We start from the raw sequence: 20,458 nt of genomic DNA on the forward strand, positions 1-20,458 counted from the left end.
CGCCACGCCCTCCGCGTGTGCCTCCACGTGTGCCCACCCCTGCGCACCTTCCGCGTTCCCGGCTTCACCCTGCCCGGAGTTGTCCGGAATGCCGCGCATCTGCCTGCCCCGATGAATTCAGGGAGTCCTCCCATGCCACCTCCGTCCGCCTCCGGTGTCGACCGACGTCTCTTCCTCTCGTCCCTGCTCGGGGCCGCCGCCGCGGCCGGGCTCAGCGGCTGCGCGGGCAGCAGCGCCGCCGACACCGGGGTCAAGGGGTCCACGTCCGCCCCGCTGGCGGACAAGGTCCCGTCCGGCACGAGCCTGAGGATCGCCTCCTACCAGGGCGTCCAGCAGCTGCAGTTCAAGCTCGCGGGCCTGTCCGACCTGCCGTTCAAGGTGGCCGACTGGCCGAACCTCGGCGCCGGGCCCGATGTCATCAACGCCTTCCGCGCCAAGGCCCTGGACGTCGGCAACAACGCGGGCATCCCGCCCATCCAGGCGCACTACCAGGGCTTCGACGCGAAGATCGTCGCGATCAACGTCACCCGCAAGCCCAACTACCTCTTCGCCACCAAGCCCGGCAGCGACATCCAGGACGTCCAGGGCTTCAAGGGCAAGAAGCTCGCCTTCTCGCAGGGGCAGGCGCAGGGGGTCGTACTGCTGCGGGCGTTGAAGCAGGCCGGGCTGGCCTACGACGACGTCGATCTGGTGCCGCTGACCAGCAACCAGTTCCTCACCGCACTCCAGGCGGGCCAGGTGGACATCGCCCCGCTCGCCAACGCCCAGTCACCGGCGTACCTCAAGCAGTACGGGTCCAAGGGCGCCCATGTCATCACCACGGACGTCGTGGACCTGCTGAACCTGCTGTGGGCGCCCACCTCCGTGCTCGCCGACCCCGCGAAGGCCGCCGCCGTCGCCGCGTACATCCCGCGCTGGGCGAAGGGCGCGGTGTGGGCGTACGAGCACCCCGACGCCTGGAACGAGGAGTTCTACGTGAAGACGCAGAACCTCACGCTCGCGCAGGCACGGTCGATCACCGAGCTCGCCAACAAGCCGCTGTTCCCGCCGAGTTGGGACGAAGCGGTGAAGTGGGAGCAGGAGACCGCCGACCTGCTGGCGGAGGGCGGCTTCGTGAAGGGGTTCAAGGTCGGCTCCCTCTTCGACCGGCGCTTCGAGGGCATCGCGGCGAAGTCCGTACCGGCGGAGTACCGGAGGTGAGCGCCGTGACCACGACCACTACCGCAACCACTGCCGCAACTGCGACCGGCGCCACGGCCGCCACCACGCCCCTCGCGGCCACCGTGGAGAATCCCCAGGTCCGCAGGCGGCGCCGGCTCTCCCCCGGCAAGCGGCTGCCCGCCACCCGCTTCCTCGGCCCGGCCCTGCTGCTCGCGCTCTGGGCCGCCGCCTCCGCCGCCGGGCAGCTCGATCCGGGTGCGATTCCGGCGCCCTGGACGGTGCTGGAGACCGGCGTCCAGCTGTGGACCGACGGGACACTGCCCACCGACATCCTGACCTCGCTGCAACGCGCCGGCTCCGGCTTCGCGATCGGCCTCACGGCGGGCATCGCGCTCGCGCTGGCCTCCGGGCTCAGCCGGACAGGCGAGGCGCTGATCGACGGGTCGGTGCAGCTCAACCGGGCGATCCCGACCCTCGGTCTGATCCCGCTGTTCATTCTCTGGCTGGGCATCGGCGAGACCTTCAAGGTCGCGATCATCGCGATCGTCGTCTACATCCCGATCTACCTGAACACGCACGCCGCGCTGTCCGGCATCGACAGCCGCTTCGTCGAACTCGCCGAGGTACAGGGCCTGTCGAGGTACGCCTTCATCCGGCGGATCGTCATCCCGGGCGCACTGCCCGGCTTCTTCGTCGGGCTGCGGCTCGGAGTGACCGGCTCCTGGCTGGGCCTGGTCGTGCTGGAGCAGATCAACGCCACCAGCGGACTCGGCTACATGATGTTCCAGGCCCAGAACTACGGCCAGACGGACGTCATCCTCGTCGGCCTGGTCGTCTACGGCATCTTCGGCCTGATCTCCGACAGCGCGGTCCGTCTGATCGAACGGAGGGTGCTGTCATGGCGCCGCACGCTGAGCAGCTGACCCGTCCCGCCGTCCAACTCCGGGGCCTGACAAGGTCGTTCGACGGAAGGACCGTCCTCGACGGCATCGATCTCGACCTTCCCGCCGGACAGTTCACCGCGCTGCTCGGGCACAGCGGCTCCGGCAAGAGCACCCTGCTGCGGGCGGTCGCGGGACTCGACCACGAGGTCGCGGGAAGCGGTCAACTCACCGCCCCGTCAAGGGTGTCCGTGGTCTTCCAGGACTCCCGGCTGCTGCCCTGGCAGCGCGTCCTCGACAACGTCCTGCTCGGCCTCGACGGCAAGGAGGCCGAGCAGAGGGGTCGTGCCGCCCTCGCCGAGGTGGGTCTCGCGGGCCGCGAACGGGCCTGGCCCAACGAGCTGTCCGGCGGCGAGGCACAGCGTGCCGCCCTGGCCCGCTCCCTCGTCCGCGAGCCCGAACTCCTGCTGGCCGACGAGCCGTTCGGCGCGCTGGACGCGCTCACCCGGATCCGTATGCACACCCTGCTGCGCGAGCTGTGGGAGCGCCACCGGCCCTCCGTCCTGCTCGTCACCCACGACGTGGACGAGGCGATCGTGCTGGCCGACCGGGTGCTCGTGCTCGACGAGGGCCGGATCGGCCTCGACCTGACCATCGACCGCCCGCACCCCCGCTCGTACCGCGACCCGCTGCTCGGCGAGTACCGCGAGCGGCTCCTCACCGCCCTCGGCGTCACGGAGCACCACGACCACCACGGGTCCGACGGAACCGACGGGGCCGACGGGACCGACAGGGCCGACAGGGCCGACGACCGCCCCCAGCACCACGAGCACGCGGAGGACCCCAAGTGACCGAGCGCAGACTGCACCTCAACGCCTTCCTCATGAACACCGGTCACCACGAGGCCTCATGGCGGCTCCCGGAGAGCGATCCGTACGCCCATGTGGAACTCGGCCACTACGTCCACCTGGCCCGTATCGCCGAACGCGGGACCTTCGACTCGCTCTTCCTCGCCGACGGACCGCAGCTGTGGGGCAACCTCGCCCAGCGGCCGGCCGGCGCCCTGGAGCCGCTCACCCTGCTCACCGCGCTGGCGACGGCCACCGAGCACATCGGCCTGATCGCCACCGCCTCCACCTCCTACAACTCGCCCTACAACCTGGCCCGCAAGTTCGCCTCGCTCGACATCATCAGCGGCGGCCGGGCGGGCTGGAACATCGTCACCACGGCGGGTGCCGAGGCAGCCCGCAACTTCGGTCTCGACGCGGAGCCCGCGCACGCCGAGCGGTACGCCCGTGCCGCCGAGTTCCTCGACGTGGCCCTGAAGCTCTGGGACAGCTGGGAGGACGACGCGATCGTCGCCGACAAGGCGGCCGGTGTCTGGGGCGACGACACGAGAGTCCACCCCGCCCGGCACAAGGGCCGTTACTTCAGCGTCGAGGGCGCCCTCAACGTGCCGCGCACCCCGCAGGGTTACCCGCTCCTCGTGCAGGCGGGCTCGTCCGAGGACGGCAAGGAGTTCGCCGCCCGGTACGCGGAGGCCGTGTTCACCGCCCAGCAGACGATCGAGGACGCGCAGGCCTTCCACGCCGACCTCAAGTCCCGTACGGCGGCGGCCGGTCGGGACCCCGACCACATCAAGGTGCTGCCCGGCATCGTCCCCGTCATCGGTTCGACGGAGGCCGAGGCGCTGGCGGCCGAACAGGTCCTGGAGGACCACATCGTGTACGCGCACGGCGTGGGCCGCCTGGAAGCCCTGCTCCAACTGCCGTCAGGAACGCTGGAGTTGGATGCCGAACTCCCCTCCGACCTGCCTCCGGAGAGCGTCATCGAGGGCGCCAAGAGCCGCTACACGCTCGTGGTGGAGCTGGCCCGGCGCGAACGCCTCACCGTGCGGCATCTGATCGGGCGCCTCGGCGGCGGGCGCGGCCACCTCACCTTCGCCGGGACGCCCGAGCAGATCGCCGACGCCATCGAGACGTGGTTCACGCGCGGCGCCGCCGACGGTTTCAACATCATGCCCGCGGTCCTGCCGTCCGGCCTCGACGCCTTCGTCGACCACGTCGTCCCGCTCCTGCGCGCCCGCGGTCTGCTCCGCGAGGAGTACGGCCCGCGGCAGACGCTGCGTGAGAGATACGGACTCCCGCGCCCCGCCAACCAGTACGTCACCGCCCCCGCACTCGCCCGAGTCTGAGCCCGATCCCGGCTCCGCTTCGAAAGGAACCCCATGTCCGACATCGAGATCCGCAAGGTCACCGCGAGGATCGGCGCCCAGATATCCGGCGTCGACATCTCCGAGCCGCTCGACCAGGAGACCGTCACCGCGCTGCGCGACGCACTCAACGTCCACAAGGCTCTGGTCTTCGACGACGTGAACCTCGACGACGAGGGACAGCAGGCCTTCGCCCGTCACTTCGGCGACCTGACCACCGCCCACCCCACCGTGCCCGCCGTCGAGGGCGCCCCGAACGTGCTGCCCGTCGACAGCGAGCGCGGCCGTGCCGCCAACAACTGGCACACCGACGTCACGTTCGTCCTCAACCCGCCGCAGGCCAGCACCCTGCGCAGCATCACGATTCCGCCGTACGGGGGCGAGACCCTGATCGCCAGTTCGGCCGCCGCCTACCGCAACCTGCCCGAACCGCTCCGGCTGCTCGCCGACACCCTGTGGGCCGAGCACACCAACGACTACGACTACGCCGTGCCCGAGGAGGAGGTGGACGAGGAACAGGCCGCCCAGCGCGCCCGGTTCACGTCCATCAAGTACCGCACCGCCCACCCCGTCGTCCGCGTCCACCCGCTGACCGGTGAGCGCGGGCTGTTCATCGGCGGCTTCGCGCAGCGGATCGTCGGCCTGTCGGTGAGCGAGTCCCGCAAGGTCCTCGACCTGCTCCAGGCGTACGTCATCCGGCCCGAGAACGTCCTGCGCCACCGCTGGTCCCCGAACCAGCTCGTCCTCTTCGACAACCGCATCACCCAGCACTACGCCATCGACAACTACGACGGCCTGCCGCGCCGCCTGAACCGGGTGACGGTCGCCGGTGACGTACCGGTCGGCATCGAGGGCAAGGAGAGCTACTCGATCCAGGGGGACGCTTCGCACTACACGTCGGTCGCCACGTACCCGACGGCCGCGTAATCGGAACCTCACACTCCGCGTCGAGCGCGTCCACATAGTGGGCGGCCCCTCCGTGCGGGCGGAGGGGCTGCCCAGACTGTGGGCGTTTTTGCCCTCGCACGCAAGGGACCACCCGCACCCATGTCCCGTACCACCCACGACCCCGCGCCCGGCACTCCCGGCCCTCCCGGCACCTCCGACGCGGACGTCTCGCTCTCGCACGGCCTCAAGCAGCGCCATCTGTCGATGATCGCCCTCGGCGGGGTGATCGGCGCGGGCCTGTTCGTCGGCTCCGGTGCCGGCATCGCGGCCGCCGGCCCGTCGATCGTCGTCGCGTACGCCGTCTCCGGTCTGCTCGTCATGCTGGTGATGCGGATGCTCGGCGAGATGTCGGCCGCGTATCCGTCCTCCGGTTCCTTCTCGGCGCACGCCGAGCGGGCGATCGGGCCGTGGGCGGGGTTCACCGCCGGCTGGTCGTTCTGGGTGCTGCTCTGCACGGCCGTCGGCCTGGAGGGCATCGGCGCCGCGAAGATCGTGACGGGCTGGCTGCCGGGCACGCCGGAGTGGGCCTGGGTGGCCCTCTTCATGGTCGTCTTCTGTGCCGCGAACCTGGCCGCCGTGAAGAACTTCGGCGAGTTCGAGTTCTGGTTCGCCGCACTGAAGGTGGGCGCGATCACGCTGTTCCTGGTACTCGGCGTGCTGGCGATCGCCGGCGTCCTGCCGGGCTCGGACTCCCCCGGCCTCACGAACCTCACCGGCGAGGGAGGCTTCCTGCCCAACGGCAGCGAAGGGCTCGTCATCGGTCTGCTCGCCTCCGTCTTCGCGTACGGCGGTCTGGAGACCGTCACCATCGCGGCGGCCGAGTCGCAGGACCCGGTGCGGGGTGTCGCGAGCGCCGTGCGCACCGCGATGTGGCGCATCGCGCTCTTCTACATCGGCTCGATGGCGGTCATCGTCACGCTCGTCCCGTGGGACTCGAAGGCGGTCGTCGAGAAGGGCCCGTACGTCGCCACCCTCGACCATCTGGACATCCCCGGCGCGGGCCAGCTCATGAACGTGGTCGTGCTGGTCGCCCTGCTCTCGGCGATGAACGCCAACATCTACGGCTCCTCGCGCATCGCGTACTCGCTGGTGCAGCGGGGGCAGGGACCGAAGGCTCTCGGCCGGGTGTCGGGAGGCGTCCCCCGGACCGCCGTTCTCGCTTCCTCCGTCTTCGGCTTCGTCTGCGTCCTGCTGAGCTACTGGCGCCCCGACGACGTCTTCCCCTGGCTGCTGAACATGATCGGCGCGGTGATCCTGGTCGTCTGGATCTTCATCGCGGCCTCCCAGCTCCGACTCCGCCGCACCCTGGAACGCGAGGCCCCGGAGAAGCTGGCCGTACGCATGTGGGCGTTCCCTGTACTGACCTGGGCAGCCCTGGCGGGCATGCTGGCGATCTTCGTCCTGATGGCCCGGGAGCCGGACACACGGGTGCAGTTGTACTCGACGGGCGGGATGACGGTGACCCTGGCAGCGGTGGGCTACGCCTGGCAGCGGGCACGCAACTGAGCGGGCCGCGACCCGTTACGGGCGCAGCCCGTTCAGGGGCGCGGGGAACTGCGCGACCAGCCACAACGCATCCGCACCTGCAAGACCACGCAACAACCGGAGGGCCCTCGCGAGAGGGCCCTCTTGCTGCTAGCGTGCACTTGCAAGTACTTTGCAATAAGAGGTCGGAGAGGACCTGGCATGGCCGTCTACACACTTCCCGAGCTGCCGTACGACTACTCCGCGCTCGCCCCCGTGATCAGCCCCGAGATCATCGAACTGCACCACGACAAGCACCACGCGGCGTACGTGAAGGGGGCGAACGACACCCTGGACCAGCTCGCCGAGGCGCGGGACAAGGAGTCGTGGGGCTCGGTCAACGGGCTGGAGAAGAACCTCGCCTTCCACCTCTCCGGGCACATCCTGCACAGCATCTACTGGCACAACATGACGGGCGAGGGCGGCGGTGAGCCCCTCGCCGCCGACGGGGTGGGCGAGCTCGCCGACGCGATCACCGAGTCGTTCGGTTCGTTCGGCGCGTTCAAGGCCCAGCTGACGAAGGCCTCCGCGACGACTCAGGGCTCCGGCTGGGGCGTACTCGCGTACGAGCCGCTCAGCGGCCGTCTGGTCGTCGAGCAGATCTACGACCACCAGGGCAACGTCGGCCAGGGCTCGGTGCCGATCCTGGTCTTCGACGCCTGGGAGCACGCCTTCTACCTCCAGTACAGGAACCAGAAGGTCGACTTCATCGACGCCATGTGGCAGGTCGTCAACTGGCAGGACGTGGCACGCCGTTACGAGGCCGCCAAGTCCCGCGCGGACGTGTTGCTGCTCGCACGCTGAACCTGCCTCACCCCGCCCCCCCGAGGGCGGCCCGAAGCGCCCTGCCTCGTGATCGTCTTCTCACCTTTCGCGCGGGCAGGCGGAAAGAGGGAAGACCCCCGCGAGGACGTGACTCGCGGGGGTCTTCCGGTACGGAAGGCTCCGGGTGATGGTTGCGGGATGCGCAAGCGAAGCTGCTTCACCTGCAAGAGCCTTGAGGAAGAGCACCGCTTCCTGGAAACCCGGGAAGCGGCCTGGCTCAGGAAGGAGACGGGCGAGAAGAACGTGGACGGGTTCATGGTGTGCATGGCGCCCCTGAACGACGAGGGCAAGCAGTGCCGCAACCTGCGGACCTACTTCACCGAGAAGCCGTTCAGGGAGCCTCTGCGCCTGCCCGAACCGAGCTGAGCCGAACCGAGCCGAGCCCACCGCTGCCGGCTCCCCCGGTACCGGTCAGAGGTTGCTGAAGTCCGGGCCCTTGGTCCGCGTGCGCTTGATCTCGTAGAAGCCCGGGATCGAGGCGACCATCAGCGTGCCGTCCCACAGCTTGCCGGCCTCGTCGCCCTTGGGGGCCGGGGTGACGACGGGGCCGAAGAAGGCGATCTGCTCGCCGTCGGAGCCGGGGACCGCGATCACGGGGGTGCCGACCTCCTGGCCGACCTTGTCTATGCCCTCCTTGTGGGAGGCGCGCAGCTGGGGCTCGTACGGGGTGTCGTCCCAGTGGTCCATGAGGGACTCGGGCAGGCCGACGTCCTTCAGCGCGGCGGCGACGATCTCCTTGCCGGGGCCCTCGCCCTGGTTGTGGATTCGGGTGCCGAGCGCGGTGTAAAGGTCTCCGAGCACCTCGGGGCCGTGCTCCTCCTGGGCCGCGATGACGACCCGGACCGGGCCCCACGCCTTCGTGCTGAGCAGCTCGCGGTACTCCTCGGGCAGCTCGTCCAGCTTCGGCTCGTTGAGGACCGCGAGGCTCATCAGATGCCAGCGGACCTCGATGTCCCGGACCTTCTCCACCTCCAGGACCCACCGCGAGGTCATCCACGCCCAGGGGCAGAGCGGGTCGAACCAGAAGTCGACGGGGGTCTTGCCGGCGGTCTGCGCGGTCTGCTCGGACATGCTTCTCCTCGGTACGGATCTCGGTGCGGGTCTCAGGGGTCCTCGGTCGTGTCCTTCAGCCCCAACGCAACCGGTCACCTGTGCCATTCCCGGGTGTCCCGGGTCAGGGGCACATGGCAGGATCGGTGCTGTTCACGCGTACCCGGACGGGTACCCGACGCGTATCCATGACGCCACGAGGGAGTGCCGCCCGTGCCCGGTGAGAATCTGTCCCGCGACGAGGCCCGCGAGCGGGCCGCACTGCTGTCCGTCGAGGGGTACGAGGTGTCCCTGGACCTGCGCTCCGCGGTGGGCGGGACGGACGCCGGGCCGCGCACCTTCCGCTCGGTGACGACGATCCGCTTCCGCAGCGTCGAACCGGGCGCCACGACCTTCGCGGACCTGATCGCCCCGAGCGTCACGGCCGTCTCCCTGAACGGCAGGGACCTCGACCCGGGCGCGGTCTTCGACGGCTCGCGCATCCTCCTGGAGGACCTCGCCGAGGACAACGAACTCGTCGTCGACGCCCAGTGCGCCTACAGCCGCACCGGCGAGGGCATGCACCGCTTCGTCGACCCCGAGGACGGCGAGGTCTACCTCTACACGCAGTACGAGCCGGCCGACTCCCGCCGTGTCTTCGCCAACTTCGAGCAGCCGGACCTCAAGGCGCCCTTCCGGTTCGAGGTGCGGGCCCCCGAGGGCTGGGTCGTGTGGAGCAACGGCGTCGGTGAACTGGCCGACGGGGTCTGGAAGTTCGCCGAGACCAAGCCCATCTCGACGTACATCACGGCGTTCGTCGCGGGCCCGTACCACTATGTGACGGACTCCTACGAGCGCGTCCTGGACGACGGTACGCGTCTGGAGATCCCGCTCGGCGCGATGTGCCGCAAGGGTCTGGCCCGGCACTTCGACTCCGACGACGTCTTCCTCGTCACCAAGCAGGGGCTCGACTTCTTCCACGACAACTTCGACTACCCGTACCCGTTCGGGAAGTACGACCAGGCCTTCGTGCCGGAGTACAACCTCGGCGCGATGGAGAACCCGGGGCTCGTCACCTTCCGCGAGGAGTTCATCTTCCGCGGCAGGGTGACGCAGGCGTCGTACGAGCGCCGGGCGAACGTGATCCTGCACGAGATGGCCCACATGTGGTTCGGCGACCTGGTGACCATGGTGTGGTGGGACGACCTGTGGCTGAAGGAGTCCTTCGCGGACTTCATGGGCTCGTTCTCGATGGTCGAGGCGACCCGCTTCACGAACGGCTGGATCACCTTCGCCAACAACCGCAAGTCCTGGGCGTACCGCGCCGACCAGCTTCCCTCCACGCACCCGATCACGGCCGACATCCGTGACCTGGAGGACGCCAAACTCAACTTCGACGGGATCACGTACGCCAAGGGCGCTTCCGTCCTCAAGCAGTTGGTGGCGTACGTCGGTCGGGACGCGTTCCTGGAGGGTGCCCGCCGCTACTTCAAGCGGCACGCTTACGGGAACACGCAGCTCGTTGATCTGCTGTCGGTCCTGGAGGAGACCAGTGGGCGCGACATGGCCACCTGGTCGCGGTCCTGGCTGCAGACCGCCGGGGTCAACTCCCTTACTCCGCAGGTGATTCTGAGCGCGGAGGGGCGCGTCACCGAGCTGGCGATCCTCCAGGAGGCCACTGTGACTGCCCCGGCGGACCATCCCGAACTGCGGCCGCACCGGGTGGCCGTGGGCCTGTACCGGCGCTCTCCCGACGGGGCGGTGGAGCGGTACGCGCGCGCCGAGGTCGACGTCGAGGGTCCGCGCACGGTCGTCGGGGAGCTGGTGGGCACCGAGGCTCCCGACCTGGTGCTCGTGAACGACGACGACCTGACGTACTGCAAGATCCGGTTCGACGAGGGCTCGTTGGCAGCCCTGCGGGACGGGCTCGGCGACATCACCGACCCGCTGGCCCGCGCCCTGTGCTGGTCCGCGCTGTGGAACCTGACCCGCGACGCGCTCATGCCCGCCCGGGACTTCATCGACCTGGTCCTGCGCTTCGCGGGCCGCGAGACCGACATCGGTGTGCTGCAGATGCTGCACGCGTGGGCGAACTCCGCGCTCACCCACTACGCGGCGCCCGAGTGGCGGGAGGAGGGCGGCCGGCTGCTCGCCGAGGGTGCGCTGCGCGAGCTGCGGCTGACCGAGCCCGGCAGCCAGCACCAGCTGACGTGGGCGCGGTTCTTCGCGGCGGTCGCCTCCGGCGAGGCCGATCTCCAGTTGCTCCAGGGCCTGTTGGAGGGCACGGCGAAGATCGACGGCCTTGAGGTCGACCAGGAGCTGCGCTGGGCGTTCCTGGAGCCGCTCGCCGCGCACGGGGTCGCCGACGAGGGTGTCGTCGCGGCCGAGCTGGCGCGGGACGACACGGCTTCGGGCAAGCGGCATCAGGTGCGGTGCCTGGCTGCGCGGCCCTCCGCGGCGGTCAAGGCCCAGGCGTGGGCGTCCGTCGTCGAGTCGGACTCGCTGTCCAACGCGCTGGTCGAGGCGACGATCGCGGGCTTTGCCCAGTCGTCGCACCGCGAGCTGACCGCTCCGTACGCGTCGAAGTACTTCGAGGTGATCGAGCGGGTGTGGGGTGAGCGGTCGATCCAGATCGGGATGGATGTGGTGAAGGGGTTGTTCCCCTCGCTGCAGGATTCTCGGGGGACGTTGGATGCGGCGGATGCGTGGCTCGCCGCCCATGGGGCGGCTGCGCCTGCGTTGAGGAGGCTGGTGCTGGAGGCCCGGGATGATCTGGCTCGGGGGTTGCGGGGGCAGGCGTGTGACGGTGCGGGTGCCGTCGGCGAATGAAGGGTGCGGTTCGTTGTCTGGTGCGGGTAAGTGGGGGCTGGCCGCGCAGTTCCCCGCGCCCCTGAAAGCCACAAGATTGCGCCGTTCCCCGCGCCCCTGAAAGCCAAAAGACTGCGCCGTTCCCCGCGCCCCTAACGGGGCTGGTGGCTCACGGGGTTGACTTTCGTCCCGTCCATAACAGTTACGGAATGCGGGTAATCGGTGCCGTGACCCCCGTAAGGACCAGGGGGTTTCGGCAGTCGAACGCTTGCACTTTAGGACGAGCTTGTCCGGTTTTGTCGACGGGCCTGTAACAGCGGTTAGCAGGAGGATCGGGGGCGGGAAATCCTCGGGTCATGAACCACAACACCCCGCTCTCCCCCCGGCCCCTCCGCCACCTGTCCGACGTTCAGCTCCGTGTCCTGACCACCGCCCAGTTGCGCTCGCAGGGCGTGAGCCCCGCCGACATCAACGCGCAGTGCAGGCCTGGCGGCACCTGGCAGCAGCTCCTGCCGGGCGTGTACCTGCTCCGTCCGGGACCGGCCACGAGCGAGGAGCGGCTGCACGCGGTTCTCCTGTACGCGGCCCGCTCCCCCGCCGCCGAACCGGCGGTCCCCGCCCAGCCCGGCGCGGGCGAGCCGCACGCCCCGCAGCGGTACGCCGACGCGATGATCACCGGCCTGGCGGCGCTGGCCCTGCACCGCTTCTCGTCGGCGCCCCCGCTTCTCTCGCTGGACCGCATCGACGTCCTCGTCCCGCGGCTGCGCCGGCTGCGTTCGACGGGCTGTGTCCGTATCGTCCGTACGCCGGGCCTGCCGGAGCCCGAGCAGATCACCGGTATCCCGGTGGCCCCGGTCCCGCGCGCCCTGGCCGACGCGGTCGCCGACCTCGCGGACGCGGGTGTCGTACGCCGGCTGCTCACCGAGGCCGTGCGCGGCGGGCACTGTGAACCGGCCGCCGTGGTCAAGGAGTTGACGCAGGCGCGGCTGCTGAGCCGCCCGCATGTGGTGGACGCCGTCGACTCGCTGCTCGCCGAGGGGCGGGCCATCGCGGAGGACCGCCTCTACCGCATGGTCCACGAGCACGGTCTGCCGGACCCGGTCTGGAACGTGGACCTCCGCCTGCCCGGCGGCCCGCACCTGGGCGGCCTCGACGCGTACTGGCCCGACCACGCCGTCGCCCTCGAACTCGACACGCGCGCGCCCCGCCAAGGCCTTCGGCAAGACGACGACGCCATGTGGTCCGAGTACGCCCGCAAGCGCGAGCACCTGGAGCGGCTCGGCATCACGGTCGTCCACATCACCCCGAAGAAGCTGCGGGACTCGATGGAACAGCAGGCAACGGTCGTACGTACGGCACTGATGGCTTCAGCGGACCGCGACCCGGCCGCGTATGTAGTGGTGCTGCCCCGGTAGTGACGGACCGGGGGCATCCCGGAGGGGAGTGAAGGGGCGGGTCCCGGAAGACCGGGTCCGCCCCTTCACGCACGGTCCGGGACGGCGGCCTCCAACTCGGCGACGTTGCCCGACATGATCGTCCGTACGTGCCCGGTGATGTGCTCCGCGGGCCGGTCCCACCAGGCCACCGCGAGGAGCCGGTCGATCTCTTCGTCACTGAAACGGGTGCGGATGAGCCGGGCCGGGGCTCAGTCGCCGGCGACCGCCAGGACGAGTTGGGTCACCGGTGAGAAGCCGCCGCACTTCGCCTCGACGCGGTAGAGGCCCGGCCACGGGAGCCGTACGTCCGTGCGCAGGCGGCCGTCGCGGCGGGACAGGCGGGGGCGGTCGATCTCCAGGTTCTCGGAGACGTCGAAGACCTGGAGTTCGACGGCGATCGGGTTGTCCACCAGGTCGACCTCGACCGGGCACGGTTCGCGTGCCGTCGCCACGTCCGGTACGTACAGGCCCAGTTCGGTCGCGCCGAGGGGCGGGCCCAGCGGGCGTTCGGTCAGGACCGAGCCGGTGAACGCGACCGCCTCCTCGCTGCGGGCGAGGGCGCCATGGCTCTGGGGGAGGCAGAAGGGGGGCGGCCCTGCCGGTGCCGCCGCCTCCCGGTACACCGTTCCGTCGCCGCGGCGGTCGAGCCGGGTGTCGCCGTCCGGGACGTACTCGCGCAGTTCCGCCGTGCCGTCCGCGAGGGTCAGGCTCTGTGGGGTGCGCTGGCCGACGCCGACCACCGCACGCAGTTGGGGGAGGGTGCCGGCGTCCGACTCGTTCAGCTTCTTCCTGCGGTCGAGCGACTGCTGGGCCAACTCCCGGTCTCCGCCCAGGTATTCGGCGTCGGACGGTGTGAAGCGGCGGAAGTCACCGGCGGGTTCCTCCACACAGCGGTAGCCGGGCAGCAGCTCGTAGAGGCCGGGCAGGGTGCGGGCCAGGGCGCGCAGCCGGCGGCGGGGCAGCGGCAGCGGGGTGCCTCGTCCCGAGCCGAGCAGGCCCGCGGCCTGGACCGAGCCGTGGAAGGGGGTGCCCAGGGTGATCAGGGTGCGGACGTCACGGGCCCCGCCCAGCGCGGTCATGAAGAAGCGGGCGACCAGACCGCCCATGGAGTGGGCCACGAGGGTGAGCCGGGCGTCCCGGCTGCCGTGCGGGTGGGCACGCCACGCCCGCAGGTGGTCGTCCGCCGCCTCCGCCAGCCGGGCCGCCGCATGCTCGGTCGACAGACGCCAGTCGTACGCGAACTCCCGTACCGCGTCGGGGTGGGCCGCCAGGCGCCGGGTGCCCGCCAGGAGGTTGGTGTACGGCTCGAAGCCCCGCAGCACGGGCGCGAAGGCGGGGAAGCGGAGCAGCCGGGTCGCGCGGATGCGCCCGGTCACGCCCGCGCGTTCCTCGTCCGTCACATGGAGGGCCGAGAGCGAGCCGCCGGACGCCCAGGCGCTGCCGTACCGACGGAGGTCCGAGCCGCCCCACAGGACACGGCCGGTCGCGCTCTCCACCAGCTCGCTGCCCATGATCCCGGGCAGGACGAGGACCGCGTCGCGATGGCCCGGTCCGGTCGGCACGGGTGACGCCGGTCGCGCGGGATGCGCGGACGGCACCCATTGCGCAGATGACTTCGCTGCCACGCTTCCCCCGAGCTCTCAATCCACGTGCGCAGCAGGATAGTTCGCAGCCTGCGGGATCGCGCCGGATCGTCCGGGGCGGTCTGCGTACGCCCTTGGACAACCGTTTCCCGGCAGGAGTGACGGCATGTCAGGGTCGTCGGGTGACTGTTTCCCGTTGTGAGCTGCTGCGCCGGCAGTTCGAGCTGACGTGGTCGTTGTTCGAGTACCACCTGGAGCGGCTGGAGGACGAGGACTTCCTGTGGGAGCCCGGGCCGCTCTGCTGGACGGTGCGTCCGGATGCCGATGGGAGGTGGGTGGCGGACTGGGCGGAGACCGAGCCCGACCCGATTCCTGTTCCGACGATCGGGTGGGTGAGCTGGCACATCGGCTGGTGGTGGAGCGTGGCCGTCGATCACGCTCGGGGGCGGGTGCCCCGGGACCGGACCGAGATCGTGTGGCCGGGGGACGGGAAGGCCGCCGTCGAGTGGCTGCGTGGTCTGCGCGGGGACTGGCCGGCGGTGCTGGAGCGGTTCACGGACGCCGAGTTGGACGCCGTCGCCCCGTTCCCGTGGCAGAACGATCCGGAGCACCCCGTCGCCCACATGGCCGGCTGGGTGAACTCCGAGCTGATGAAGAACGTCGCCGAGGTCGGGCAGCTCCGTCTGCTGCGGGCTGCGGCCGGAGCACCTGAGCCGACTCCCGGCTCCGGGGCCCGAGCCTGAGGGTTGCCCGGCCGTCCTGGGGTCCGGGGTCCCTGAGTGCCTCCCGGGAACGGGTGAGCGGCTCCGTGCACGCTCACCCGGCCCATCCTCCGGGCAGTTACTTGGCGCAGAACTCCGCCTCGATCACGGCGTCGCTGTCCCCCGACCAGTCGCCGTTGAAGTTGAAGGCGAGGGAGTGGCGGCCGTCCGCCGTCGTGACGGCCTCCGAGCTCGAGCCGTGGATGCCGCCGCCATGGCCCCAGACGACGACACCGCAGCTCAGCTTGCGTTCGATGAGACCGAGGCCGTAGCCGGCGTTCGGGAACGCGTCGGACTCGATGGTGGTCTTCATCTCGGTGAGCTGCTTCTTCGGCAGCAGCTTGCCCCGCAGCAGCGCCGAGTAGAAGCGGTTGAGGTCGCCGGAGTCGGAGATCATCTCGCCCGCCGCGGAGGCGAGGGAGGGGTTGAGCTCCGTGACGTCGTAGGTCGGGCCGGTCGTCGTCTCGGCGAGCTTGCCGTACGCCCGGCTGCTCGGCCGGGGGACGTGCGGGTTCGTGCCGGGGACCGACGTGGCGCGCAGGCCGAGCGGCTCGACGATGCGCTGCCTGACCTCGTCCCCGTACGCGTGACCCGTGGCCTTCTCGATCACCATCCCGGCCAGGACGTAGTTGGTGTTGGAGTAGTTCCAGGAGGTGCCCGGCTCGAAGTCCGGCTTGTGGGCCGTCGCTATCGCGACCAGCTGCGCGGGCGACAGCGTGTCGTAGCGGTGCTCGAAGAAGCCGTCCTTCAGGAAGTAGGTCCGGCCGAAGTCCTCGTCGTCGGTGTAGTTGAAGATGCCGCTGGTGTGGTTGAGGAGCCGGCGGAGGGTGATCCTGGAGCCGTCGTGGCCGTTGCCTCGGACCACCCCCGGCAGCCACTTCTCCACCTTGTCGTCGAGCGAGAGCCGTCCCTCCGCCTCCAGTTGGAGCAGGACCGTCGAGACGAACGTCTTGGTGATGCTGCCGACGCGGTAGCGGTCGTGGGCGGAACGCGGCTGCTTCGTCCTGAGCTTGCCGACGCCCGAAGTGCCCTTCCAGGTCCCGTACTTGTCCTTGGCCTGCCCGGCCACACCGGGGACGCCGTCCTGCACGGCGGCGTCCATCGCCCGCTGGGTCGCGCCATGGTCTCTGAGCGGGGCCGGGGCCGAGGAGGAGGCCGGGGAGGCCATGGCCACCGGAGCCGTGAGCGAGGCCGCGACCAGTGCGGCCGCGCTCGTCAGTCCGAGGCGCAGCGTGCGGGATGCAGTCATGAGTCGTCGTGTCCCATCCGTCGTGTCCGTCGTGGTGAACCGACGGGAGGGACCCGGTGGCATGTCGTACGGGTTGCCTGTGCCTGTGCTGGTTGGGCAGGTTTCGGCCCTTCTGGAGCAGCTCAGGCGTGCTGCCCCTGCCCGCGCCCCTTGAGGAGGCTCAGGCCCGCCCCGAGGGAGACGACACCCATGCCGACGGCGGTCATCAGGCCCTGTGAGCCGTCCACGACGAAGGGCGCGGCCGCGGCGACGACGAGGTTGAACAGGAACAGGAACCACAGGACCGGCTTGGAGGAGAGCAGCGCCTTCATGGGGAGTTTCCTTCCGGGGTGGGGAGCCGAGAGCTCCCGCGATCGACTGGGACCAACTGAGATCAACGATCCCGGGATCAGCCCGCCGCCACGAGGGAGTGCCCTCCCGAACCGGAGGTGTAGCGGGTTACACCACGGGCGGGGCCGGCAGCGAGGTGGCCGCAGGTCAAGGGAAGGTGTCCGCCGGTCAAAGGAAGGTGGTCAGGCGTCCGCACGTGCCCCCGTTCGCCTACTCTGATCGCCATGCGGAAGACAGTCCGGGAGGCCGCGTGGGCCACACGCCAGCTCGCGCCCGCCGCCGTGCTGTCCTTCGGCTCGTACCTCTTCGTCACGGTCCTGCTGATCGGGGCCGTCGGCGCGGTCAGCGTGGTCGCCATCGGGCTGCTGCCCGAGACGGTCCTGCTGGTGCGCCGGATCGCCGGGGCCAAGCGGCGCATGGTGGCCGCGTGGACGGGCCAGGAGATCCCCGAGGCATACCGGCCCGTCGAGGGCACGGTGCGCGAGCGGGTGCGTACGGCCGTGCGCGATCCGGGCACCTTCACCGATCTGCGTTGGATGGTCGCCTACTACGCCTACGGCTGCCTGCCGTATCTGGCGATCCCGCTGTGGCCGCTGGGCCTGCTCGTCGACGGGGTGTGGTGCGGGCTGCTGCGCCGCGAGGCCGTCGTGCTGCCGTTGATCGGCCGGCTCGCGGACCTCGACGCCAAGTGGTCGACCGCCCTGCTCAAGCCCTCCCCCAGGGCGGAGCTCGCCGTGCGGGTCGAGGAACTGACCGAGACCCGGGCCGGCGCGATCGCCGCGCACGGCGCCGAGCTGCGGCGCATCGAGCGGGACCTGCACGACGGCACACAGGCCCGGCTGGTCTCCCTGTCGATGCGGATCGGGCTGGCCAAGCGGGCGTACGACCGTGATCCCGAGGCCGCGCGCAGGCTCCTCGACGACGCCCAGGACCAGGCCGAGGAGGCCCTGACCGAACTGCGGCACGTCGTACGGGGCATCCACCCGCCGATCCTCACCGACCGCGGGCTGGCCGGCGCGGTCCGGGCACTCGCCGCGAGCAGCGGCCTGGACGTGGCCGTGACCGTGGACGGCCTGGAGGACGCCGGCAGCGAGCGGGACGGGGCGCGGGCCCCGGCGGCCGTCGAGGCCGCCGCCTACTTCGTCGTCGCCGAGTCGCTGACGAACGCCGCCAAGCACAGCGGTGCGGAGCGGGCCGAGGTCGGCCTCGTCCGTACCGGCAAGGGGTTGCGGGTGACCGTACGCGACGCGGGCCGGGGCGGTGCCGACGAGGCCGGGGGCTCCGGGCTGCTCGGTATGCAGCGGCGCGTCGCCGCGCTCGACGGGACCCTGCGGCTGAACAGCCCCGTCGGGGGCCCGACCGTGATCGAAGTGGAGCTGCCGTGCGTGTGGTGATCGCCGAGGACAACGCCCTGTTGCGGGAGGGGCTGGTCCTGCTGCTCACCTCCTCCGGGCACGAGGTGGTGGCCGTCGCGGGCAGCGGGCCCGAGGTGCTGCCCGCGCTGCTGGAGCACCGCCCCGATGTCGCCGTGCTCGACGTCCGGATGCCGCCCGGCTTCCGCGACGAGGGGCTGCGCGCGGCGCTCGCGGCCCGCAAGGAGATCCCCGGGCTGCCGGTGCTCGTGCTCTCGCAGTACGTCGAGGAGTCGTACGCCGCGGAGTTGCTCGGCGGTGGGGCGAGCGGGGTCGGTTATCTGCTCAAGGACCGGGTGGGGCGGGTCGACGAGTTCCTGGACGCGCTCGACCGGGTCGCGTCCGGGGGGACGGCGTTGGACCCCGAGGTGGTGTCGGAGCTGCTGGTGCGGCGGCGGGACTCACCGCTCGATTCGCTCACGCCTCGCGAGCGGGAGGTTCTTCAGCTGATGGCTGAAGGGCACGGGAATTCGGCTATCGCCGAGGCTCTTGTCGTGACCGAGCGGTCCGTCAGCAAGCACATTGGGAATGTGTTTTCGAAGTTGGGACTGCCGCCGAGTGACAGTGGGCATCGGCGGGTGCTTGCGGTGTTGGCCTACTTGAACAACTCGTGAGTGGCTTGCGGGAGGTTGTTCGTGAGGTGCGGGCCGGTGGGGGCTTGTCGCGCAGTTCCCCGCGCCCCTGAAGGGGCGCCCCCGGAAGGGCGTGACAGCCTCAGCCCTTCTTCAGCACCAGCTCCGTGTTGCGGTCGCCCGGCTCGCCGCTCAAGTCCGTTCGGGCGCCGGGGGCGTTGAAGGAGAGTTCCCGGTAGAGGGCGGCGAGGCCCGTCTGGGTGAGGTCGGCGAAGTCCGTGCCGTGCGGGGCGCCGGACTCGATGAGCGTGGTGAACAGGGAGACCGTGCCGTCGTGGTTGTCGACGATCTCGATCACCCGGGCGAGCTGCGGGAAGTCGACGTGGGAGGCGGTGGAGACCTCCCAGAAGGAGCGGCCGTCCGGGGCGGAGTGCGGGGTGATCTTGTTCTTGTGGCTGTGGCCGTTCACCCAGGCCAGCACCGAGCGGTACGTGCCGAGGAGGGCGAGCACCTCGTCGCCGCCGTGCCGCCGCTCGCCCGGGCGGGCCGGGTCCTCGCGGAGGTTGCGCATCGACTTGCTGGTGTGGTGGCTGAACACGATGACGTGTTCCTTGTTCTTCTCGGCCGCCTTCAGCGTGCGCTCCAGCCACCGCAGTTGGGCGGTGCCGAGCGAACCCTCGTAGTGACCGCCCGGGTCGGTGCTGTCGAGGCTCACACCGAGCAGGCCGTCGGCGATCCGGAACGTGTAGTACTGCGTCTTCGCGGCGAGGTTGGCCTGCGAGTAGCCGTGCCCGACGGGCCCCGCGCCCGTGTGCGCGGGGTCGAGGTGCGCCTGGAGGTACTCGGCGGGGGTGAAGGGGGCGCGGCCCTCGTCCGGGGTGACCGAACGCATCCTCCGTGCCTGGGACTTGAGCATCGCCTTGAAGGCCGCGCCCTTGGGGTCGCCGCCCTTCTTGACGTTGTTCCAGATGGCGACGCCCTCCGACTCGTCGAGGGTCATCAGCTTCTTGCCGCCGACCGCGAAGTCGGCGAAGAAGGAGTCGCCGGGCGCGTAGCAGCCGCCGGGCAGGGAGTCGTGGTTGCCGACCGTGGAGTACCAGGGCAGGTTGAGGCCGGGGCTGCGCAGTTCGCGGATCGCGGCGGCGAGGAAGCCGTCGATGCGCGGGAAGCCGAGCTGCTTGTCGGCGTCGCGCAGGGCCGCGTCGGGCTGCCAGTACAGCTTGAGGTCGCTGTTCTGGACGCCCTCGTAGCGGTTCGGGTCACCGGAGTTGGGGGTGATCCGGCCGCCGCTCATCACCTTCAGGAACCAGTCCAGTTCCGTCTTGGCGTTGTTGTCGGTGTTGTCGCCGGTGGTCATCACGAAGTGCAGCGGCGAGCCGGTGACGGGGGCGCCGCGCAGCGCGTTGACCCGCTCGACGAGCGAGACCGCGCCGGGCACGGACAGGGCCTCCTGCGGCCGCCAGGCGCTGGCGGTCTGGGAGCGCAGGTACTCGTACCGCAGCGGGTGCTGTACGTCGACCAGGTGCAGGTCGGTGAACTGCACGAACGCGGCGAGCGCGGTGCGCCGTTCGCCCCGGCCGGCCTTGGGCGCGGCCAGATCGCCGCGGACGACACGGGACCAGGCGGGCCCGTCGCCGAGCCGCCGGTAGCCGGAGCCGCCGCGCGGGACCGCGACCGTCGAGAGGGTGGTGCCGCGGGTGTACGGAGCCAGCGGCGCGGCCAGATCG

17 protein-coding genes and 2 pseudogenes are annotated in these 20,458 nt (G+C 70.6%); 13 read left to right on the forward strand and 6 right to left on the reverse strand.

Annotated elements, in window-relative coordinates; all coding sequences use genetic code 11:
• The first annotated feature begins 132 nt into the window (after window positions 1-132).
• The 8 genes from O3Q52_RS13755 to O3Q52_RS13790 all read left to right on the forward strand — a co-directional run bounded on the left by O3Q52_RS13755 (window position 133) and on the right by O3Q52_RS13790 (window position 7,917).
• Window positions 133-1,200: an ABC transporter substrate-binding protein gene (locus O3Q52_RS13755; RefSeq protein ID WP_269649054.1), complete on the forward strand. Its 1,068-nt coding sequence runs from the start codon at window positions 133-135 to the stop codon at window positions 1,198-1,200.
• Entirely contained in the window at window positions 1,197-2,084 is an 888-nt protein-coding gene (locus O3Q52_RS13760) for an ABC transporter permease (RefSeq protein WP_269649055.1), read from the forward strand. The genes O3Q52_RS13755 and O3Q52_RS13760 overlap by 4 nt, the downstream gene beginning before the upstream one ends.
• Window positions 2,060-2,893 (forward strand): ABC transporter ATP-binding protein, encoded by an 834-nt coding sequence (locus O3Q52_RS13765; protein WP_269649057.1) that lies wholly within the window; start codon window positions 2,060-2,062, stop codon window positions 2,891-2,893. The genes O3Q52_RS13760 and O3Q52_RS13765 overlap by 25 nt, the downstream gene beginning before the upstream one ends.
• A complete protein-coding gene (locus O3Q52_RS13770) occupies window positions 2,890-4,236 on the forward strand; it encodes an LLM class flavin-dependent oxidoreductase (protein ID WP_269649058.1) in 1,347 nt (448 codons plus the stop codon). The genes O3Q52_RS13765 and O3Q52_RS13770 overlap by 4 nt, the downstream gene beginning before the upstream one ends.
• A 33-nt stretch (window positions 4,237-4,269) precedes the next feature.
• Complete coding sequence (locus tag O3Q52_RS13775; protein ID WP_269649059.1) at window positions 4,270-5,181, forward strand: TauD/TfdA family dioxygenase; 912 nt, start codon at window positions 4,270-4,272, stop codon at window positions 5,179-5,181.
• Window positions 5,182-5,301: 120 nt separating this feature from the next.
• Window positions 5,302-6,708, forward strand: coding sequence for an amino acid permease (locus tag O3Q52_RS13780; RefSeq protein ID WP_269649060.1), 1,407 nt, complete (start codon window positions 5,302-5,304; stop codon window positions 6,706-6,708).
• A gap of 180 nt (window positions 6,709-6,888) precedes the next feature.
• Complete coding sequence (locus O3Q52_RS13785) at window positions 6,889-7,530, forward strand: superoxide dismutase (protein WP_269649061.1); 642 nt, start codon at window positions 6,889-6,891, stop codon at window positions 7,528-7,530.
• A 159-nt stretch (window positions 7,531-7,689) separates the two neighbouring features.
• Window positions 7,690-7,917 (forward strand): hypothetical protein, encoded by a 228-nt coding sequence (locus O3Q52_RS13790; protein WP_269649062.1) that lies wholly within the window; start codon window positions 7,690-7,692, stop codon window positions 7,915-7,917.
• Window positions 7,918-7,962: 45 nt separating this feature from the next.
• On the opposite strand, the gene O3Q52_RS13795 is transcribed toward O3Q52_RS13790, so the two are convergent.
• Complete coding sequence (locus tag O3Q52_RS13795) at window positions 7,963-8,622, reverse strand: DsbA family protein (RefSeq protein WP_269649063.1); 660 nt, start codon at window positions 8,620-8,622, stop codon at window positions 7,963-7,965.
• 192 nt (window positions 8,623-8,814) lie between these two features.
• Here O3Q52_RS13795 and pepN point away from each other — a divergent pair, with 192 nt between their 5' ends.
• Both pepN and O3Q52_RS13805 read left to right on the forward strand, forming a co-directional pair.
• The gene (pepN, locus tag O3Q52_RS13800) at window positions 8,815-11,409 is read left to right on the forward strand and encodes an aminopeptidase N (protein WP_269649064.1); all 2,595 of its coding nucleotides are present in this window, start codon (window positions 8,815-8,817) and stop codon (window positions 11,407-11,409) included.
• A 335-nt stretch (window positions 11,410-11,744) separates the two neighbouring features.
• A complete protein-coding gene (locus O3Q52_RS13805; RefSeq protein ID WP_269649065.1) occupies window positions 11,745-12,803 on the forward strand; it encodes a hypothetical protein in 1,059 nt (352 codons plus the stop codon).
• Window positions 12,804-12,868: 65 nt separating this feature from the next.
• Here O3Q52_RS13805 and O3Q52_RS13810 read toward each other — a convergent pair.
• Together O3Q52_RS13810 and O3Q52_RS13815 are read right to left on the reverse strand one after the other, a co-directional pair.
• Window positions 12,869-13,048: pseudogene (locus O3Q52_RS13810) on the reverse strand (hypothetical protein); the annotation flags it as partial.
• Window positions 13,049-13,726: 678 nt separating this feature from the next.
• Window positions 13,727-14,335: pseudogene (locus O3Q52_RS13815) on the reverse strand (esterase/lipase family protein); the annotation flags it as partial.
• A gap of 254 nt (window positions 14,336-14,589) precedes the next feature.
• Here O3Q52_RS13815 and O3Q52_RS13820 point away from each other — a divergent pair.
• Window positions 14,590-15,150 (forward strand): DinB family protein, encoded by a 561-nt coding sequence (locus O3Q52_RS13820; protein ID WP_269649066.1) that lies wholly within the window; start codon window positions 14,590-14,592, stop codon window positions 15,148-15,150.
• Window positions 15,151-15,247: 97 nt separating this feature from the next.
• On the opposite strand, the gene O3Q52_RS13825 is transcribed toward O3Q52_RS13820, so the two are convergent.
• Window positions 15,248-16,417 carry a serine hydrolase gene (locus O3Q52_RS13825; protein ID WP_269649067.1) on the reverse strand — a complete coding sequence of 390 codons (1,170 nt, stop codon included), beginning with the start codon at window positions 16,415-16,417 and terminating at the stop codon, window positions 15,248-15,250.
• A gap of 122 nt (window positions 16,418-16,539) precedes the next feature.
• A complete protein-coding gene (locus O3Q52_RS13830; RefSeq protein ID WP_269649068.1) occupies window positions 16,540-16,728 on the reverse strand; it encodes a hypothetical protein in 189 nt (62 codons plus the stop codon).
• A 243-nt stretch (window positions 16,729-16,971) separates the two neighbouring features.
• Here O3Q52_RS13830 and O3Q52_RS13835 point away from each other — a divergent pair, with 243 nt between their 5' ends.
• Both O3Q52_RS13835 and O3Q52_RS13840 read left to right on the forward strand, forming a co-directional pair.
• Window positions 16,972-18,141 carry a sensor histidine kinase gene (locus O3Q52_RS13835; RefSeq protein ID WP_269649069.1) on the forward strand — a complete coding sequence of 390 codons (1,170 nt, stop codon included), beginning with the start codon at window positions 16,972-16,974 and terminating at the stop codon, window positions 18,139-18,141.
• Window positions 18,129-18,773, forward strand: a complete 645-nt coding sequence (locus tag O3Q52_RS13840) for a response regulator transcription factor (RefSeq protein WP_269649070.1) — start codon at window positions 18,129-18,131, stop codon at window positions 18,771-18,773. The genes O3Q52_RS13835 and O3Q52_RS13840 overlap by 13 nt, the downstream gene beginning before the upstream one ends.
• A 100-nt stretch (window positions 18,774-18,873) precedes the next feature.
• Here the strand turns inward: O3Q52_RS13840 and O3Q52_RS13845 are convergent.
• Window positions 18,874-20,458: TIGR03767 family metallophosphoesterase (locus tag O3Q52_RS13845; RefSeq protein WP_269649071.1), on the reverse strand; the 1,585-nt coding region annotated here is incomplete at its 5' end.

Source organism: Streptomyces sp. ActVer, from assembly GCF_027270795.1.
Taxonomy (GTDB): domain Bacteria; phylum Actinomycetota; class Actinomycetes; order Streptomycetales; family Streptomycetaceae; genus Streptomyces; species Streptomyces umbrinus_A.